Source organism: Cytobacillus sp. FSL R5-0569 (genome assembly GCF_038007265.1).
Classification (GTDB): domain Bacteria; phylum Bacillota; class Bacilli; order Bacillales; family Cytobacillaceae; genus Cytobacillus; species Cytobacillus kochii.
Genome location: NZ_JBBOWW010000001.1, coordinates 1,055,827 through 1,073,252 on the forward strand (window position 1 = coordinate 1,055,827; position 17,426 = coordinate 1,073,252).

Here is a 17,426-nt window from a genome sequence, read left to right on the forward strand (position 1 = left end):
AGTAATTATTAAATATGTGCAGGTGACAAAATAATAGAGGTACGGGGGAATGTTAATTGGTATTAAATCATAGAGGGTTCGATGAATGGGCGAAGGATTATGATCAATCCGTAAGATTATCTGAGGGAAAAGAGGCTTATCCTTTTGCTGGTTATCAAGATGTAATTAATCTTGTATATCATATGGCAGGACATAAACCGTCATCAACCATTTTAGATGTAGGGTTTGGTACGGGGACATTAACAAAGCGATTGTACGATGACGGCCATAACATCTATGGAATTGATTTCTCAAAAGAAATGATAGCCATTGCTAAGGAAAAAATGCCTAACGCTAATCTTTTTCAAAAAAATATGGAAGAAGGTCTTCCATTCGAATTTGAGAAGGAAAAATTTCATACCATTATCTCTACCTATGCACTTCATCATGTAACAGATAGAAAAAAAATTGAATGGATTCAACAGCTCTCCTTTTCGTTGCATGAAGGAGGGTCAATTATTATTGGAGATATTGCCTTTGAAACAAGAAGTGCGCATGATCAATGTAAAAACAGAAGTTATGAGGATTGGGATCATAGTGAATTTTATACCGTCTATGAGGAAATAAAGGAAGAATTAATAGCATTAAAGTTTAAAGTAGATTATAAGCAAATCTCTCATTGTGGAGGCGTATTATTAGTTCGACGTTAACTATATAACCCACTAAATTGAGAAAGGAATGAACCATGAATAAAAAGCAGAAGAGAATTGAGCAAATAACACGTTTGCATTCACCATTAAGATGTCCTATTTGTAAGGGAGATTTGAAGGTAGAAGACAATAGCCGACTAATCTGTAGCCACCTTCATAGTTTTGATATTACAAAGCAGGGCTATATCAACGTCCTAACTCATAAAGTAAACAGTCATTATGATAAGGAGTTATTTGAAGCAAGAAAACAAATCATCACAAAAACAAAACTATACAATCCGTTACAACAATTAATTATTTCGCATATAAAGGAGCTTAGTCCAGGACAGATGATTGCTGATGCTGGTTGCGGTGAAGGCTCGCATTTACATATGATCTTAGAAAAGCTAAATGTAACTGAGCAAAAGTATGTAGGAGTCGGTTTAGATATTGCTAAAGAAGCAGTTAAAATGGCAGCGGGCAATGATGATGAGTGGATATGGCTTGTTGGGGATTTGGCGAATCTACCCTTCACCGACCATTCTGTAGATGTGCTATTAAATATTCTATCACCTTCTAATTATCAGGAGTTTAAAAGGGTGTTACGAGAGGGTGGCATCGTAATTAAGGTTGTCCCCCGTCCTAATTATTTATTTGAGTTAAGAAGTGCGTTATCGAAAAATAATCACTATGATAATCAAGAGATACTACAATTGTTTAAAGAACATTTTCATGTTATCAGTCAAAAAAGTTTGCATTACACTGTAGAACTTAGTAGTGAAGAGAAGAAACAACTTGTAAAAATGACGCCCCTCACATGGAGTGGGCAAGAAAATACGAAGAGGTTATTTATTGAGGGTGATCATAATCAAATTACGGTTGACCTTGAAGTGATCGTCGGAAAAATAAAATAAAAGTGAAGCTGGGGGAAATACATTATAATCCCTGGATTTATTTAAACATTCTGCCTCATAGAGTCTAAATGAAGGGAGGAGGCAAGTATGCAAGATGAGATAATGGAAGCGTTAAGATTAAGAAAGCAAGGTGAATGGTTATTATCTAATCAGCTTTTTTTGAAGATGTTGGAATCTTTTCCCGATGATGCAAACCTTTTATACCAAAGTGCTTGGAGTTACGACTTGCTCGGTGAAGAAAGAAAAGCCGTGCCCCTCTATGAAAAAGCCATTCAAAAAGGAATGAAAGAGGACCTGGAAGGGGCTTATATTGGTTTAGGCAGTACACTTAGAACGTTAGGGGAATATGAAAAATCTAAAGCAGTATTAGAGGAAGGATTCCATCAATTTCCCCATAACGGAGCACTAGTGACATTTTTAGCGATGACTTTATATAACTTAGGGGAACATGAATTAGCGATGAATCATTTGTTGAGATTATTGGCTAATACTTCAAGGGATGAATCAATTACTGCTTATCAAGAAGCGATTCATTTTTATCGCGAGCAATTGAATAAAACATGGGAGTAGGTAAGCATCGAATGATTAATATAGCAGAGTTACAAAAAGAGGTTGGACAATTTAGTAAAGAAAAAGGCTTTGATAAAAACAGCGTCGAGGCTCGTGCACTCTTTCTAATGACGGAGGTAGGTGAAGTGGCAAAGGAAGTATTATCACTTTCATGGGAAGAGGATAAGGAAGTGGTGAAAGAACGCCTAGGTTTAGAGCTATATGATGTAGTATGGAATGTGTGCGAGCTAGCGAATAAATTAGATATAGATTTAGAGAAAGCCTTTGTACAAAAGAGTGAAATTAATCGCAGCAGAACTTGGGAATAAAAAAAGTGGTTGAATGAAAATCAACCCCTTTGAATAATTAGTAATGATCTTGAATCGTGAAACGAATGGAAAAGGTTGTCCCAGAAGAGTCTGTAGTAAAATCAATATTAGCATTATTTCTTTTGGCAATGGCAAACGAGATAGCTAGCCCTAGACCAGTTCCCTTTTCTTTTGTTGTAAAAAAGGGGGTAGAAATCTTGTTCATTACTTCAGGGGCAATTCCTGTACCTTCGTCTGTTATAGATAATACGACTTGACCACGATCTAAGTATGTACTGATATGTATAGATGCTTTCGCATGCATTGCATCTAAAGAATTATTTACCATATTAATAATTAATTGACGAATCTCGTTTTGATCTAAATTTAATAGTGGTAAAGGGTGCAGCTGAAGATGGATTTTTTTATTTTCTTTAATGGCTCTCGTCTCTAGCAATGGATAGATAGATTGAATAATTTCGTTGAGATGTTCCTTCTCTTTTCGACTAGGCTTATTCTTGGCCATATCTAGAAATTCACTAATAATGGAATTGACACGATCAATTTCATTAATCATTAATAGAAAAATTTCTTGGTATTTTAGTAAATCTTCATTTTTTTCTACTAACTGAAGAAAGCCTTTCACAGTTGTTAGTGGATTACGCACTTCATGCGCTACACCAGCTGCCATTTCCCCAATCAACCGTAATTTTTCATAATAAGCTCTTCTTTCATTTTCTTTCTTCGTCTCTGTTATATCCTGCATAATCACTAGAAGACCTTTTGTATCGGGTATTGTTTTCACTTTAAAATAATTAGTATTTGCGTATGAGAGGTCAAAACTAATCCCTCTTTGCTTCTTGTATGATTGATATAACTGTTTACATACTTTCCTACATAAATCTGGTATAGCCTCACAAATATTTCTGCCTAGTATTTCGTCTTTTACGATATTAAACATATTTTCTGCTGAACGATTAACAAATAAAAGTTGCATATCCTTGTTTAAATAATAGCAGCCATCAGAAATATTTAGGAGTATCTGGTGGAGGTGAATATTATTTAATCGATTCTCTTCGGGCAAGATAGAAAATTTCTTTGTCGTAGTCATCTGATGTAAAATCGCTCCTCTCAAATGATTGTTAGTTTAATAGAGAGGCTAAGAGAATTACTCGAAGCCTCTTTATAAAAACAATACTTCTCTATTCTATTGTGATGGAGTATAGACCAAATCCATTATTACTTAGCCCAATATATTGAATGGGGCTATTTTCATTAAGTAAATCTTTAGCCTCTATGGACGATTCAAATTGAATATTTGGTGTATTTAAAACAGACGTGAATGTCCAGTTATTATCTGCCGTAGGATCGATGGTGCCTTGCTCAAGAATGTAATCAATGATTACTTGTCTGTTTTCATCTGGATACATAGTAACTGATTGTTGGTTTCTTACACCTGGGAACTGCCCACTTGCGCGATAATTATTAGTCGCTACAATGAAGTTTTGCTCAAGATTAATCGGTGAACCATTATAGCTTAAACCTTTGATTCTATTCGCATTTTCATTGATCAACTTTCCTTCAGTATCATATTTGGCAGGCTCTGTTACATCAATTTCATAAGTGACTCCGTCTATCACATCAAAGTTATATGTTGGAAATTGCTCATTTATTAAAGGTTGTGTTTGTTCCTCACCAGGTAAGATTTGATTAAACTGACCAGCAGACATTTCTAACCATTCTTTTATATCAGCGCCGGTGACTTTAATGGCTGCAACCGTGTTTGGATACAAATATAAATCAGCGACATTTTTAATCGCTATCGTTCCTTCAGGTATATAAGTATAATAATTTGCTCCATTACGTCCGCCAGCTTTAAAAGGAGCTCCAGCAGATAAAATCGGAGTACCCTCTTCTGGTGTGCCAGCTAGTTGTTTTTCTAAATACCATTTCTGTGCATTTGTAACAATTTGAATGGAGGGATCATCTTTTATTAATGCAAAGTAACTATGAATATTGGCAGTCGTATTGCCAACAGGTTGTCTTACATATTCTAAAGTTTGTTCATGAGAAAGTTGGATGGCATCGAGTATGTCTGGATCGGCAATTGTATTGGTTTCGCTTTCTGAATTATATACGCTTCGCAATTCAGACTGGACATTGTTTACTTTCCAATGTCCAAAGGAAGTGGTAAGTGATAAATCAATGACACCTAAATGATTACCCCAGTTACCAGGCATAACAACGGGTACACCATTAATTGTCCCTTTCTCTTCATTCACTCCCGGTAAGTCTGAAAAGTCTCCTGGAAAGAGCTTATGGTTATGACCAGAAATAATAGCATCGATTCCTTTTACTTTTGTTAGCGCATATGTAGCATCTTCATCCATCTCTGTATAATTTTCCGTTCCCATTCCAGAATGAGCGAGGACAATAACTAGATCGGCACCGGCTCTTTTCATTTTAGGAATGGTTTCTTTAACAGATTGGACGATATCTTTCGTATAGACTTTCCCTTCTAAATTCGCTCTATCCCATTCAGTTATTTGTGGTGTCACAACACCAGTTACACCGATATTTAATAAGTGAGGAAATCCCCTCTCATCTCTTACTATTTTTCTAATGATTTTGTATGGCTGGAAATACTGCTTTTCCTTCCCTTTCCCTTTTTTTACGTGATAGACATTGCTGTTCACATAAGGGAAGGGGGCATCATTTAATGTTTCATTTAAAAATGATAATCCATAATTAAATTCATGATTCCCTACAGTAGCAGCATCATAATCTAGAAGCTTCATAGCTTGGAATACCGGATGTAATTCTCCAGGTTTGATCGGATTGATCTTAGCTTTATAATCCCCTAATGGATTCCCTTGAATCAGATCACCATTGTCGAAAAGAAAGCTATTGCTCTCCTCCGTCCTTGCTTCTTTAATTAATGTGGCTGTTTTTGCTAGTCCGAAATCCTCCACTTCTTTGTCTTGATAATAATCGTAGTTGGAAAGGTTGGTGTGAATATCAGTCGTCCCCAATAAGCGAATATCTACTTTGCTTTTAAAAGGATTTGGAAAATGATTCGTTTCTGCTGCCTCTGCCTGATAAATTCTTGGTAAAGAAGAAATTACGAGGATAATAGTAAGACATAAAAAAGTAATTTTCCTTATCAAAATCGACACAACTCCTCTGTATTCATTTTTTAATCTTCACTCGAAACCATATAATAAATAATCTATTTTTCAACATAATAGTAACTATTTTCTATTTTTTTTGATAGAGGAGAAAAGAAGGGTTTTTGTTATAGAATTTCCTTAGAATAACAAAGAAGAACAAGAATTTTTGTATAATGGGGGACTTTTATCGTGAGTATTTCCAAAAAAATAGTTCAAATGTTTTCTTCATTTCTTTTTCAGTGCATCATCACGATTACTTAGATTTTTTTGATGGAATTCAGTTTAGTTATTAATATTAACGATGTTCGAATGCAAAATATGATTCTAAGTAAAAGGAGAGGATATTTTAAAATGCCGTTGCATAGGATGGTAAAGTAGCTTTTACTGAATGATATATAAGGGGGTTGGACGAGCATGATGTATGATTGTATCATTATAGGCGGTGGTCCTGCGGGGTTAAGCGCAGCTTTAGTATTAGGTCGAGCAAATAGAACTGTACTGATACTTGATCATCATCGTCCGAGGAACCGATTTACCACCTATTCACATGGTTTTTTGACACGTGATGGTATAGAAGTAGAACAGTTTAGACAGACAGCTTATGAGGAAATCATGCATTACCCTTCTGTTACAATAAAAAATTATGAAGTAATCCATGCAAGGAAAAATGACCAATCTTTCGTTATAGTGACGTTAGATAAAGAAGTATTCGAAGGAAGAAAAATCATCGTTTCAACCGGAATTAGAGAAAGACTACCCCAAATTAAAGGATTAGCCTCTTTGTATGGAAAAAGTGTGCATAATTGTTTTTATTGTGATGGTTGGGAGTTGAGAGAGAAGAAAATTGCTGTTTTATACGATCATCTTGGTTCGCTACATTTGATCAAACTTATTCATCAAATAACTAAACACATAGTAGTATGTACTAATGGTTTTCCGATAGATAGTAGAACAAGGGATCAGTTACAAAGTAAACAAATCCTTATCATAGATTTTCCGATTAAGGAATTAGTTGGAGAAGCAGGAAGTCTTTCTGCTATACTCTTTACAAATGGTAGAACTGAAAGGGTTGATTCCCTTTTTGTCAGTCCAAGATGGGAACATAATGGCACCATTTTATATGGATTAGGCTGCAAGAAAGATGTAAATGGTAGAGTAGTTCGTGATCTTCATAATCGGACGACTATATTTGGTGTGTATGCGACTGGTGACGCTGCATTTATATCTCCTTCTCAAGTAGCGATTGCTGTTGGCGATGGTTCGCGTACTGCTATAACAGTTTCAGGTGATTTGGCAAATGAGGATTTTAAATAATATTTCATTTGGCTCACGTTTTTTGTAGGTTATTGTTTGTCCCCCTTTCACATCCTCCCACAATTTCTTCATAAAAAATAATCGATTCCTTACATTCTTTATTGTTATTTTTTTATTAAAGTACGAATTATTGGGACATATGTCCTTTTCAAAAAATGTTTGTTATCTTTAAATAAGAAAAGGAATGAAGAGGAGATGGGTGTTGGACATGAGTCGAGTGGACGTTCAGTTTTATATGGATAAATATAATCTGCACGAGGTGTTACCGGAAAGGCTGTATCCTCATCTGAGCTTGCATACTGTAGAAAAGGGAGAGCAGCTTTGTAGACAAGGAGAACAGGCGAAGGCATTGTACATCGTAGTAAAAGGAAAAGCAAAAGTATTTACAACATCTATGGAAGGAAAAACACTTGTACTTTCATTTCAAACACCGATTGAGTTGATCGGGGATATTGAATATATCCAAAACATTGATATTATCAATACAGTTGAAGCGGTATCTTCAGTAACAGTTATAAAAATCCCATATAAATTTCTCCGTAAACATTGCGAACAATATTCACCGTTTCTTATGTTTTTGCTAAAGGTTATTACGGATAAATTTAATGCAAAGTCAAATTTTTTAAAATTGAATGTGCTTTATCCAGTAGAAGTCAGACTAGCTAGCTATTTATTATCGCATTCATTTGATGAGGAACACTCATTAGTGACGGGTATGCATAGTACAAAAAATTTAAAAGATACTGCTAATCTCATTGGAACGAGTTATCGCCACTTAAATCGAGTGATTCAACAGTTTAGTGAACTTGGTTTAGTTGAAAGAAAAGACAAATGGATTCAGATTAAAGATTGGGAGGGCCTGCGGGAAATGGCTGGTTCGTCCCTATATGAATGAAACAACAGGAGAGGCTATATATGAAAAAGTATCAATATTTATTTTTTGATGTGGACGACACATTATTAGATTTTAGACATACGGAAAAAAGGGCATTAGAGCGTTTGTTTGAACAAGAAAATATCGTATTAACTGATGACATAAAAGGGGATTATCACCGCTTTAATAAAGGGTTATGGCATGCGCATGAACGGGGAGAGATTGGCAAAGAGGAACTTTTAAACACGAGATTTACCGAGTTCTTCCGACTTCATGGAAAGCAAGTAGACGGCTTAACAATGGAACGGAGTTACCGCAATTTCTTATCCGAAGGACATGAACAATTAGATGGAGCGCTTTCGCTTATTCAACAACTATCGACACAATATGAACTTTTTATTATGACGAATGGTGTAGCGCAAACGCAAAATCGCAGGTTACGTGATTCCGGGTTGTTTCCTTATTTTAAAAATATCTTTATCTCAGAAGAAACTGGTTTTCATAAGCCTATGAAAGCATACTTCGATTATTGTTTCCAGCGTATAGATCAGTTTAATTGTGGAAAAGCACTCATTATTGGTGATTCTTTAGTAGCTGATATAAAAGGTGGTCTTGCTGCTGGAATGGATGCTTGTTGGATGAATGTTGCAAAAGTAGCTAATGACACAGACATTACACCCACTTATGAAATCAATAAGTTAGTCGAGCTCTTACCTATATTAGAAAGGAGGGAGTTCATTGACTCATAATCCAAAGGGTAAAGAACGATTGATACTAGCATTACTTTTAGGGATGCTAGCGACATTAGGACCATTAAATATAGATATGTATTTACCAAGCTTTCCGAGTATTGCTTCGGACTTAGCGACATCGGCTTCTATGGTCCAATTGAGTTTAACGGCTTGTTTAATTGGTTTGGCTTTTGGACAATTGGTGATTGGACCGATTAGTGACGCAAAAGGAAGGAGAAAACCACTTTTAATTTCTATTCTACTTTTTGCTGGTGCCTCTTTTTTATGTGCAGTTGCCCCTAATATTACAACCCTTGTTATTGCAAGATTTTTGCAAGGAGCTACTGCCTCTGCGGGAGTTGTCTTATCGAGAGCGGTTGTTAGAGACACATTTAGTGGAAGAGAACTAACGAAATTTTTTGCGCTATTGATGGTCATTAATGCGGTTGCTCCGTTAGTCGCTCCCATTGCAGGGGGAGGCATTTTGCTTTTTCCTTCTGCGAGTTGGCATTGGATATTTATAAGCTTAGGAATCATAGGTTTAATCATTTTCTTAATTGTATTTTTAAAACTTAAGGAATCCTTACCTGTAGAGAAGCGAAGACCAAGCTCTTTGAAATCCACGTTTCGGACAATGGCAGAGTTGAGTACAGACCGTTCTTTTATTAGCTATGCTTTAATCGTTGGATTTGTTCATGGAGGAAGTTTTGCTTATGTCTCAGGTACACCGTTTGTTTATCAAGGGATTTATGGTGTTTCACCGCAAGTATTTAGTATTCTATTTGGCATAAATGGACTTGCAATTATAACCGGGAGCATCATCGTAGGTCGTTTAGGTGGAAAAGTGACAGAGAAAAAATTGTTAAAAATCGCGGTCACAGTCGCTGCATCGTCGACATTATTCTTACTTTTGATGACGATTATAAAAGGACCGCTTGCATTAATCGTCATTCCAATCTTTATTTATATGCTCTCAATGGGAATGGTTTTGACAAGTTCGTTTACATTAGCAATGGAATTCCAAGGACATCGTGCAGGCAGTGCAAGTGCCATTTTAGGAATGCTTCCTCTTGTGGTAGGAGCGACGGTTTCTCCATTAGTAGGGTTGAATGAATCAACAGCTATACCGATGGGAGCCATTTTGTTCGTTACATCCTTTATTGGTTTTACCCTCTTCTTCACTGTTGCCAATCGTGATGAAAAGACACAAATAAATGTATAGAAGCATAGGATGAATCATTCATCTGAACAAATTGGACTGCATCTCAATTGTTAGAATCTAACAAATGGAGGTGCAGTTTCTTTATGGACAAATGATAGGAAGAATATGGAGGGGAACTCTTCTTATTTAGAATTTGAGCACCTATTTAAAAAGTCATGGAAAATCTGCACAGATTGAACTTGTATTGATTAATCAATAGTTACGAAAAGGTATAAAGTGGGTAGGTAATGGAGGAGTTAAGTAGGTTTAGGGCATAGGAAATTAGAAGTTTTCTTTGTCATAGAAACATCTATGGATCAAATAAATGTCTCGCTCAAGCAATAAAAGGACAAGTTTTTTAAAGACTACGGATTCTAGAAAGTTTTTTTGACATTGGGAAACCACCACATTTAATCGACAACTTGATCAGTATCGATCACTTCTTGCAAAAGAGAGATATGTTCATCGATAATATGAATTCTTGGATCTTGGGGGTTAGTAATATGTTTTTTCATATCTTGCAAAAAATGCAATTCTCTTTCCATCAATTGTCTTTCTATTGAATCAAGCATATATGAAAACTCCTTTTTAATGAAAAATAATAGAGGTTGTCCCTTCTTTCTATTATTATATGCACGGCAGTCTATTATATACATTACATTATTGCCACCTTTATTATTATACCTATATTTTTTTCCTAGATACAGTGCAAATTTCCTGATTGATAGTGAAGAAAGAGAACTTCATTTAATTTTCAATTTTTCTTTAAGTAAAGAAGGAGTATTTCAATCAGAGCAGGAATGAGTATAGTTTAAGTAATAATAGAGAGGAAGATGTGAAGTGAATCAAGTTTTATTAATAATTGATGCACAAGAAGCATTAATTGAGGGGGAAAACGGTCAAACGCCCGTCTATCAAAAAGAGCAGCTGATTACTACAATAAATATATTAATTGAACAAGCGGAGAAAAATGATATTGACGTTATATTTGTAAGAGATCTAGATGTAGGCGGTGGGAGTGGAGATGGCTTTCAAGTACATCACTTAATTAAGGTACCTGAAAAATCTTCCAAAAAAATGTTTAATAAACTTGCGACGAATGCTTTTTACGAAACTGGTTTATTAAATTACTTAAAAGAGAGGAATATTCAACATCTAATTATTGCAGGATGTCAAACGGAATATTGTATTGATACAGCTGTCCGATATGCAACTGTTAATGGTTTTGATGTTACTTTAATTAAAGATGGACACTCGACAATTGATTCAACAGTTTTACCTGCTGAGAAAATAATTGCTCACCATAATCAAACCCTTCATGGTCACTATAATGTTGATCATTTTTCAGTCGTAAGAGGTAGTCATGAAGCTGTCTTTATCCCACCTCACAATGAATACAGGAAGGAGTGGGCAGTTGAGCAAGAGCAACTAAAATAAGAAACTTATCCTTACTGAGTTGCCAAGAGAGTCTGCCCTACTAAATATTTGTTGAGCAGACTCTCCTAGTCAAACATCGCCGACTACCATTGTCATATGTTGAGGTAAGATAGAAATTGAAGTGGGTGTTTCGGCAATTAATTCTCCATCACAATCAATTTTTTGAATTGGTTGAGCTTCTATCTTTAATGATTTTGTTCGGAAATAGACGATTTCATCATTATTTTTATCTGGATAATCGTCTTTTACTTGTGATTGGAACCAGGTCCAAAAATTTTGCATACTGGCTTGTTTAATAATTAACACATCAAGTAAGCCATCTTGGATATTTGCTTGAGGAAAGAAGGATTGCATACCGCCTAAATAAGAACCATTTCCTATTACCACCATGACAGCATCATCATCATAGGTGCAATGATCACTTTCAATTTTTAAATGGAAGACTTCGTTTTGAAAAATAAGCTTAGACGCTTGAATATAGTAAGACATTTTACCAAGTTTTTTACTATTATTATCCATTTGCTCTGATACTTTGGAAATTAAGCCAATTCCCCAGAAGTTCAAAAAGTATTGATTATTAAAAGTACCGATATCTATTTGTTTTATCTTTTTTTCTTTAATCTGTTTAGCGGCTAATATTGGTTCTTGACTTATGCCAATGGTTCTTGAAAAATCATTACATGTGCCTCCAGGTAAGATAGCAAATGCTGGTCTCTCTTGCAATGGTGCTAATGCATTGACTAGTTCAAAGATTGTTCCATCTCCGCCAGCGCCGATAATTAAATCCACTGAAGACGCAAGTTTTTCCACGTATTTAGCGCCGTCACCCTCCTGTTTTGTTTGATATATTTTCACATTTGTAAAAGTTTCTTTTAATTCTGTTTCAATTTCTTCAATTTGATTCATTAATTTCTTGTTCCCTGCATTAGGATTTAAAATAATCGCTACAGTATTCATAACTACATTCCCCCTTTCATATGTACATACTTCCCGTTTTATTTGTAAATGTAGCATGAAATAGAAAAAAATATATTATTAATTCGAGATATTTCACTTGAAGATAAATCATTTGAGTGGTAAAGTGATAAATATAACGAGGTGACTTTAAAAATGAAAAAGCATACTTTAGGGTCTTTATTATGGATGAGGATAGCTAGATTTACACATCAAAGTAACTTATTATCTAATGAGTTTTTAAAAAAATATCAATTAACTGCTTCCCAATTTGATGTTCTTACACAGGTAGCAGCTTACGAACCCATTACCCAACAAGAGCTAGCTGATAAATTAACCGTAAGCCAAGGGGGGGTATCTAGAATGCTTTCAAAACTAGAAAAAGAGGGATTGATTATAAAAGAAGTAAAATGGAAAACAAAAAAAATTTCTCTTACAGCAAAAGGGAAGACAAAACTAGCTGCTGCATATGAGGCTCAATTACATTTTCAAACCTCCTTTTTTGATGAATCACTATCACAGGATGAGCAGAAGATTCTTTATCAGTTATTATCAAAACTACAAAAAAATAGTGATCAGAAGAAAAAATCCATTATATAGGAGAGGATTAAATGACGTACATTGCAGGTCATCATCATACATCGATGATTACAAAGGATGCGAATAAAAATAATCACTTTTATAAGAATATACTTGGTTTAAGACGGGTTAAAATGACTGTAAATCAGGATGATCCCTCTATGTATCATCTGTTTTTCGGAGATGAAATCGGAAGTCCAGGCACAGAATTAACATTTTTTGAAATACCGATGGCAGGTAGAACCCATAAAGGAACAAATAGTATTACCCGCATTGGATTACTTGTTCCATCCTATGAGAGTTTACTGTTTTGGTCTGAACGTTTTAAGCAATTAAAAGTAAAACATGGAGAAATTACAGAATATACGCAACGCCCCAGTCTATCATTTGAAGATCCCGATGGCTTGCAATTAGTGCTTATTGTCTCTGAGCAAAGCCTGTCATTTTGGAGAGGTTGGTCTCAATCACTTATCCCTAAGGAGCATCAAATTATGGGCATGGGCCCAGTTGAAATGACAGTGAGAAGACCCGAGAAGTTACAGGACACGCTAGTGAATATGTTTGGCTACTCTATTTCTTATCGAGAAGAAAAATTAACGGTCTATCAATCATTAGCAGGAGAACCGTTCGGTGAAATTGTGGTGATTGAAAAAGATGGACCAGATGAGAGACCAGGACGAGGTAGTGTTCATCATTTAGCAATCCGAGTAAAAGACGAAGAGGAACTGAAATATTGGGAAAGTAAAGTAAGAGAAAAAGGTTTTTTAACAAATGGTATTATCGATCGCTATTATTTTAAAAGCCTATACTTTAGAGAATCTAATGGTATCCTTTTTGAAATTGCGACAGATGGTCCCGGGTTCACAATTGATACCGATCTCGTGCATTTAGGAGAAACTTTAGATCTTCCGCCATTCCTCGAAGAACGCCGAGAAGAAATAGAAAAGATGCTTAAACCTATAGAGGAGAATGAATAATGGAAAAATACCGGATAAATAAAGAGAATGGTCTGGAGTTCGGCTTGTACTCATTGGGTGATCACATTCCTAGTGGTAAAACAGGCAAACGAATATCCGCGCAAAAGAGACTAAATGAAATCATTGAGGCAAGTCAATTAGCTGAAGAAGCAGGTATTGATGTATTTGGCCTAGGTGAGAGCCATCAAACTTATTTTACAACTCAAGCACATACCGTTGTACTTGGTGCGATTGCCCAGGCAACGAAAAAAATAAAATTATCAAGTTCAGCAACAGTATTAAGTGTATCTGATCCTGTTAGGGTATATGAGGATTTTGCTACAATTGACTTGCTTTCAGGTGGCCGTGCTGAAATTGTCGCGGGTCGAGGTTCTAGAGTAGGAGCTTATCAATTATTGGGTATAGACTTGGCTCATTATGAAGATATCTTTGAGGAAAAGTTGGCTTTATTAAAGCAACTGAATGAGGAAGAAAGGGTGACATGGTCGGGAAGATTCCGTGCGCCATTAGATAATGCTGAAGTGCTTCCACGACCTCTGAATGGTTCACTTCCTATTTGGAGAGGTGTTGGCGGTCCACCAGCTAGTGCCGTTAAAGCAGGTAAAATGGGCATTCCAATGGTATTAACAACATTAGGTGGTCCAGCAGATAATTTCAAAATATCGGTAGATGCTTATCGCCAGACGTTAGAGGAGAATGGATTCCAAGCCAACCAATATCCAATTGCAACAACGAGTTTGTTTTATGTTGCAGATACAACTAGAGAAGCGCTTGAAGGAATGTATCCTTATCTAAATGGTGGCTTTCAAGCGATCAGAGGTGGAGGGGGTTACCCTATTCAGCAATTCACACAAGCGCCGGATGTAAGGGATGCTTTAATGGTTGGGAGTAAGCAGCAAATTATTGAGAAAATCCTCTATCAATATGAATTATTTGGGATGCAAAGGTTTTTAGCACAAATCGATTTTGGTGGAGTACCTTTCGCTGATGTAATGAAAAATATAGAGATTATTGGGAATGACATTATTCCAGCAGTGAAGAAGTATACAAGAGAAGAAGAAAAGTCGTCCGAAAGTTAATAGAAGCAAAGAAGCCACCCTATTGAAGGTGGCTTCTTTTTATATCTTATCAGTATCGATAATATTCATCTCTTTTATATGATTTTTTGCCTCTTGATCACCTAATTGATAGATCATCTCATAAAGACGCATCAAAATTTGATCATATTCAGGGTTAGGCGATTTTTTATGATACTCAAGAAAAGGAACTTGAGCTCTAGCAAAGGTTTTTAACTCTGCATTATAGTTCTCATCTAAAAAGCGGTTTAGCTCAGCAATTTCAGCACCTGTTGCATATACTCTAAACTGCCAATCATGACCATCCATTGTGTCAAGTATTGTACCGTTTTCAAGGTTGATATAGTAAGCTTCTCTATTACCGTCCATTTAAACCTCTCCTTTTTCTCGGATAGTCATGTTATTCCCTGTTGGACTTGTAGATAAACAAACTATTAAATAACTATTTTTATTAGTATGCCATTGAATCAGTTGTTTTTAACTTAATTGTTCTAAATATCGGTATAATGTAGATTTACTGATCCCTGTTTGTTCTTTAATTTCTAATAAAGTGAAATTTTTTGTTTGATACATTTCGATCGCTTTTTTAACATTCTCATCAGGCTTTTTTGGTCTACCACTCGATTTTCCATTTTCTTTTGCTTTTGTTAATCCCCTTCTGGTATTTTCACTGATTACGTCACTTTGAAAGGAAATAAGCTTATTTAACATTGGTAAGAAATGCTTACCCGTTTCATCACCTGTATCGATTTCTTCATGTATTGCTTGGAAATAGATTTTTCGCTCATCTAACTCATTTAATAATTCTGCGAGATGATTAGTGGAGTCAGCTAATACGTTCAGTCTAGCGACAATCACTGTATCACCTTTTTGCAAATGGTTTAATAAATCCTTTAATTTATTTCTTCTTTTTGGTGAGGTATGTGCTTCTTGAAAGTATATATCGCAATCTTTTAAGTAAGTATATTGCTCATCTATATCTAAATCATGTAGAGGTCGTAAATATCCTGCGAACATAATCATTGCTCCTTTTCTTCTTAAAATGAAATAAGAACTAATAGTTGCATACGTAATTAAAGATATCATATCACATCACCTGAAAATTTCTTGATATGACATAATTAATCCCAAAAACGTTCCTTTATGAAACTTTTTGTGTTAAAATCTTCTCATTGCCTAAAAAAAGACGTGAATGAGGTGTTTAGGATTGATCACATGGAAAGAACAGTGGTTTTCAAATATTAGAGGAGATATTTTATCAGGCATTGTAGTTGCACTCGCACTTATCCCAGAGGCAATCGCCTTTTCTATTATAGCTGGTGTTGATCCAATGGTAGGGTTATATGCATCTGTTTGTATTGCTATTATTATCTCTGTTACAGGTGGGAGACCCGGAATGATATCTGCAGCAACTGGAGCAATGGCACTCTTAATGGTTCCTTTAGTAAAAGAATACGGTTTGGATTATTTACTTGCTGCAACTATTTTAACAGGAGTCATTCAGTTTTTATTCGGTGTATTTAAAATAGCTAAGGTAATGAAATTTATCCCGAGAGCAGTCATGATGGGGTTTGTTAATGCACTTGCCATTCTCATTTTTATGGCTCAGGTGCCCCATATTTTAGGAGAGTCTTATATGACTTTCATCTTTTTAGCTATTACTCTTTTAATTATTTATATTGTACCAAGATTTATCAAGGTCATACCGGCTCCACTCATTGCGATCGTTTTCCTTTCAGCCGCCGCTATCTTTTTTCAAGCTGATATGAAAACGGTCGGGGATTTAGGAGCGATTTCACAAACATTACCAAGCTTCTTCATACCGAATGTCCCATTTAATTTAGAAACATTGATGATTATACTCCCCTTTTCTGTTGCTTTGGCAATTGTTGGGTTGCTTGAGTCATTATTAACTACTCAAATTGTTGACGATATGACTGATACTGTTGGAGATAAGAATAAAGAAGCAAGAGGGCAAGGGATTGCTAACTTTGTAACGGGTTTCTTTGGGGGAATGGCAGGTTGTGCAATGATTGGACAATCCGTTATCAATGTGAAGTCGGGTGGTCGAGGACGTCTATCAACGCTTATAGCTGGACTTGTATTAATGTTTTTAATCCTTGTGTTAGGAGGGGTCGTTGTCCAAATTCCAATGCCTGTGTTAGTAGGTATTATGGTTATGGTCTCTATAGGTACCTTTGATTGGTCTTCTTTTGCTTATTTGAGAAAGGCACCATTATCTGATTCGTTAGTGATGTTAGTTACAGTCGGGATCGTTGTGTACACACATGACTTATCTAAAGGTGTTATTGCAGGTGTCATATTAAGTGCTATATGCTTCGCAGCGAAAATATCAAAGGTAAAAATAACAAAGACAATCGACCACACAAATTGTTTAACAAATTATCAGGTTCAAGGCCAAATATTCTTTGTCTCTGTTGATGCTTTTTTAGAAAAAATAGATTTTGACGTAAAAAAAGAGACGATTGTATTGGATTTCACTCAAGCTCATATTTGGGATGATTCAGGTGTTGGTGCGTTGGATAAAGCGATCTTGAAGCTCAAAGAAAACGGAAATTCCGTTAGAGTTCGAGGTTTAAACGATGATAGTGAACAAATAGTTAAGCGATTAGCTGTCAGTCAACATGAGATACAAAAGAGTTAGGTAAACTAT

19 protein-coding genes are annotated in these 17,426 nt (G+C 35.6%); 13 read left to right on the forward strand and 6 right to left on the reverse strand.

What is annotated here, in order from left to right:
• Window positions 1-56: 56 nt before the first annotated feature.
• The 4 genes from MKX78_RS05535 (at window position 57) to MKX78_RS05550 (ending at window position 2,460) form a co-directional block, all read left to right on the forward strand.
• Complete coding sequence (locus tag MKX78_RS05535) at window positions 57-689, forward strand: class I SAM-dependent methyltransferase (RefSeq protein WP_328199633.1); 633 nt, start codon at window positions 57-59, stop codon at window positions 687-689.
• A gap of 35 nt (window positions 690-724) precedes the next feature.
• The gene (locus MKX78_RS05540) at window positions 725-1,582 is read left to right on the forward strand and encodes a putative RNA methyltransferase (RefSeq protein WP_095370274.1); all 858 of its coding nucleotides are present in this window, start codon (window positions 725-727) and stop codon (window positions 1,580-1,582) included.
• An 87-nt stretch (window positions 1,583-1,669) separates the two neighbouring features.
• Window positions 1,670-2,152 carry a tetratricopeptide repeat protein gene (locus MKX78_RS05545; RefSeq protein WP_341050169.1) on the forward strand — a complete coding sequence of 161 codons (483 nt, stop codon included), beginning with the start codon at window positions 1,670-1,672 and terminating at the stop codon, window positions 2,150-2,152.
• Window positions 2,153-2,166: 14 nt separating this feature from the next.
• On the forward strand, window positions 2,167-2,460 hold the full coding sequence (locus MKX78_RS05550; protein ID WP_095373515.1) for a MazG-like family protein: 294 nt from the start codon (window positions 2,167-2,169) through the stop codon (window positions 2,458-2,460).
• Window positions 2,461-2,497: 37 nt separating this feature from the next.
• Here the strand turns inward: MKX78_RS05550 and MKX78_RS05555 are convergent, their stop codons facing one another.
• Entirely contained in the window at window positions 2,498-3,550 is a 1,053-nt protein-coding gene (locus tag MKX78_RS05555; RefSeq protein ID WP_341050171.1) for an ATP-binding protein, read from the reverse strand.
• Window positions 3,551-3,641: 91 nt separating this feature from the next.
• Window positions 3,642-5,606, reverse strand: a complete 1,965-nt coding sequence (locus tag MKX78_RS05560) for a bifunctional 2',3'-cyclic-nucleotide 2'-phosphodiesterase/3'-nucleotidase (protein ID WP_341050173.1) — start codon at window positions 5,604-5,606, stop codon at window positions 3,642-3,644.
• 417 nt (window positions 5,607-6,023) lie between these two features.
• Here MKX78_RS05560 and MKX78_RS05565 point away from each other — a divergent pair, with 417 nt between their 5' ends.
• The 4 genes from MKX78_RS05565 to MKX78_RS05580 all read left to right on the forward strand — a co-directional run bounded on the left by MKX78_RS05565 (window position 6,024) and on the right by MKX78_RS05580 (window position 9,750).
• A complete protein-coding gene (locus MKX78_RS05565) occupies window positions 6,024-6,923 on the forward strand; it encodes an NAD(P)/FAD-dependent oxidoreductase (protein WP_341050175.1) in 900 nt (299 codons plus the stop codon).
• A 208-nt stretch (window positions 6,924-7,131) separates the two neighbouring features.
• Complete coding sequence (locus tag MKX78_RS05570; RefSeq protein ID WP_095373514.1) at window positions 7,132-7,818, forward strand: Crp/Fnr family transcriptional regulator; 687 nt, start codon at window positions 7,132-7,134, stop codon at window positions 7,816-7,818.
• Between the two features lie 20 nt (window positions 7,819-7,838).
• A complete protein-coding gene (locus MKX78_RS05575; RefSeq protein ID WP_322909977.1) occupies window positions 7,839-8,546 on the forward strand; it encodes a YjjG family noncanonical pyrimidine nucleotidase in 708 nt (235 codons plus the stop codon).
• A complete protein-coding gene (locus tag MKX78_RS05580) occupies window positions 8,536-9,750 on the forward strand; it encodes a Bcr/CflA family efflux MFS transporter (RefSeq protein ID WP_341050177.1) in 1,215 nt (404 codons plus the stop codon). The genes MKX78_RS05575 and MKX78_RS05580 overlap by 11 nt, the downstream gene beginning before the upstream one ends.
• Before the next feature lie 389 nt (window positions 9,751-10,139).
• Here MKX78_RS05580 and MKX78_RS05585 read toward each other — a convergent pair whose 3' ends face one another.
• Complete coding sequence (locus MKX78_RS05585; protein WP_157733771.1) at window positions 10,140-10,301, reverse strand: hypothetical protein; 162 nt, start codon at window positions 10,299-10,301, stop codon at window positions 10,140-10,142.
• A 268-nt stretch (window positions 10,302-10,569) separates the two neighbouring features.
• Between MKX78_RS05585 and MKX78_RS05590 the strand changes: the two genes are divergently transcribed.
• Window positions 10,570-11,166 carry an isochorismatase family protein gene (locus MKX78_RS05590; protein WP_095370267.1) on the forward strand — a complete coding sequence of 199 codons (597 nt, stop codon included), beginning with the start codon at window positions 10,570-10,572 and terminating at the stop codon, window positions 11,164-11,166.
• 69 nt (window positions 11,167-11,235) lie between these two features.
• On the opposite strand, the gene MKX78_RS05595 is transcribed toward MKX78_RS05590, so the two are convergent.
• A complete protein-coding gene (locus tag MKX78_RS05595) occupies window positions 11,236-12,123 on the reverse strand; it encodes a diacylglycerol/lipid kinase family protein (RefSeq protein ID WP_095370266.1) in 888 nt (295 codons plus the stop codon).
• 153 nt (window positions 12,124-12,276) lie between these two features.
• Here MKX78_RS05595 and MKX78_RS05600 point away from each other — a divergent pair, with 153 nt between their 5' ends.
• The 3 genes from MKX78_RS05600 to MKX78_RS05610 are packed head-to-tail and all read left to right on the forward strand — an operon-like array spanning window position 12,277 to window position 14,755.
• Window positions 12,277-12,720 (forward strand): MarR family winged helix-turn-helix transcriptional regulator, encoded by a 444-nt coding sequence (locus MKX78_RS05600; RefSeq protein WP_095370265.1) that lies wholly within the window; start codon window positions 12,277-12,279, stop codon window positions 12,718-12,720.
• A gap of 11 nt (window positions 12,721-12,731) precedes the next feature.
• On the forward strand, window positions 12,732-13,676 hold the full coding sequence (locus MKX78_RS05605) for a ring-cleaving dioxygenase (RefSeq protein WP_095370264.1): 945 nt from the start codon (window positions 12,732-12,734) through the stop codon (window positions 13,674-13,676).
• Window positions 13,676-14,755, forward strand: coding sequence for an LLM class flavin-dependent oxidoreductase (locus MKX78_RS05610; RefSeq protein WP_322909979.1), 1,080 nt, complete (start codon window positions 13,676-13,678; stop codon window positions 14,753-14,755). The genes MKX78_RS05605 and MKX78_RS05610 overlap by 1 nt, the downstream gene beginning before the upstream one ends.
• 39 nt (window positions 14,756-14,794) lie before the next feature.
• Here MKX78_RS05610 and MKX78_RS05615 read toward each other — a convergent pair whose 3' ends face one another.
• Complete coding sequence (locus tag MKX78_RS05615; RefSeq protein WP_095370262.1) at window positions 14,795-15,121, reverse strand: hydrolase; 327 nt, start codon at window positions 15,119-15,121, stop codon at window positions 14,795-14,797.
• Window positions 15,122-15,229: 108 nt separating this feature from the next.
• A complete protein-coding gene (locus tag MKX78_RS05620; protein ID WP_340978142.1) occupies window positions 15,230-15,838 on the reverse strand; it encodes a recombinase family protein in 609 nt (202 codons plus the stop codon).
• A gap of 121 nt (window positions 15,839-15,959) precedes the next feature.
• Here MKX78_RS05620 and MKX78_RS05625 point away from each other — a divergent pair, with 121 nt between their 5' ends.
• Window positions 15,960-17,417 carry a SulP family inorganic anion transporter gene (locus MKX78_RS05625; RefSeq protein WP_328199623.1) on the forward strand — a complete coding sequence of 486 codons (1,458 nt, stop codon included), beginning with the start codon at window positions 15,960-15,962 and terminating at the stop codon, window positions 17,415-17,417.
• Window positions 17,418-17,426: the final 9 nt, after the last annotated feature.

Coding starts and splice junctions, on each gene's coding strand:
- MKX78_RS05610 (WP_322909979.1), top strand. CDS start 13,676: ATGGAAAAATACCGGATAAATAAAGAGAATGGTCTGGAGTTCGGCTTG.
- MKX78_RS05570 (WP_095373514.1), top strand. CDS start 7,132: ATGAGTCGAGTGGACGTTCAGTTTTATATGGATAAATATAATCTGCAC.
- MKX78_RS05565 (WP_341050175.1), top strand. CDS start 6,024: ATGATGTATGATTGTATCATTATAGGCGGTGGTCCTGCGGGGTTAAGC.
- MKX78_RS05600 (WP_095370265.1), top strand. CDS start 12,277: ATGAAAAAGCATACTTTAGGGTCTTTATTATGGATGAGGATAGCTAGA.
- MKX78_RS05595 (WP_095370266.1), bottom strand. CDS start 12,123: ATGAATACTGTAGCGATTATTTTAAATCCTAATGCAGGGAACAAGAAA.
- MKX78_RS05540 (WP_095370274.1), top strand. CDS start 725: ATGAATAAAAAGCAGAAGAGAATTGAGCAAATAACACGTTTGCATTCA.
- MKX78_RS05615 (WP_095370262.1), bottom strand. CDS start 15,121: ATGGACGGTAATAGAGAAGCTTACTATATCAACCTTGAAAACGGTACA.
- MKX78_RS05585 (WP_157733771.1), bottom strand. CDS start 10,301: ATGCTTGATTCAATAGAAAGACAATTGATGGAAAGAGAATTGCATTTT.
- MKX78_RS05605 (WP_095370264.1), top strand. CDS start 12,732: ATGACGTACATTGCAGGTCATCATCATACATCGATGATTACAAAGGAT.
- MKX78_RS05620 (WP_340978142.1), bottom strand. CDS start 15,838: ATGATATCTTTAATTACGTATGCAACTATTAGTTCTTATTTCATTTTA.
- MKX78_RS05545 (WP_341050169.1), top strand. CDS start 1,670: ATGCAAGATGAGATAATGGAAGCGTTAAGATTAAGAAAGCAAGGTGAA.
- MKX78_RS05555 (WP_341050171.1), bottom strand. CDS start 3,550: ATGACTACGACAAAGAAATTTTCTATCTTGCCCGAAGAGAATCGATTA.
- MKX78_RS05575 (WP_322909977.1), top strand. CDS start 7,839: ATGAAAAAGTATCAATATTTATTTTTTGATGTGGACGACACATTATTA.